We start from the raw sequence: 631 nt of genomic DNA on the forward strand, positions 1-631 counted from the left end.
ATTAAGAAGAAATCCGAACCAGCTTCAACTAAATGCGCGAGTTCATTGTCATACGCCTCAACAAATACAAACTTGTCGGAGAATTGCGCCGCAACCTCTTCCAATTGTGCAGCCAAAACGGGATCACCCGTCCCAACAACAACGACTTGAACATCATGCTTCAAAAAATCCGCCAAAGCCGGCAGCAAGTAATGCACGCCTTTTTGCTGAGTCAAACGACAAACCATACCAAACATGGCTACGTCTTTTTCAGCAAGGTTTAGCCTCTGCTGTAATGCGCGCTTACAAGTGTTTTTACCTAGAACCATACTTTGTTTGTCGGCACTATAGTTCCTTGGCAAATAAACATCAGTTTCCGGATTCCAAGCACTGTAATCGCAACCATTTAAAATTCCGACTAGATCCCCTGCCCGTTGCTGAAACTCCCATGCCATTCCATGACTGCCAAGTTCTGTTTTTAACTCTTCAGCGTACGTTGGGCTGACTGCATTTATCTTATCGGCATTCATTACGCCAGCTTTGAGCATAGTAATATGCGTTGCACTCACCGCAGCATCGGGAACGTTTCGGCAGTGAAACTCTGGCAAACACTGTACGTCGTCGAAACTAAATACACCTTGAAAGACCGCAT

Annotated in this window: 1 protein-coding gene; it reads right to left on the reverse strand. The window is 45.3% G+C overall.

Annotation, left to right across the window (positions count from 1 at the left end):
• Positions 1–631: glycogen/starch synthase (locus R8N47_RS26125; protein WP_318186219.1), on the reverse strand; the 631-nt coding region annotated here is incomplete at both ends.

It is taken from the genome of Vibrio sp. 2132-1 (genome assembly GCF_033344315.1).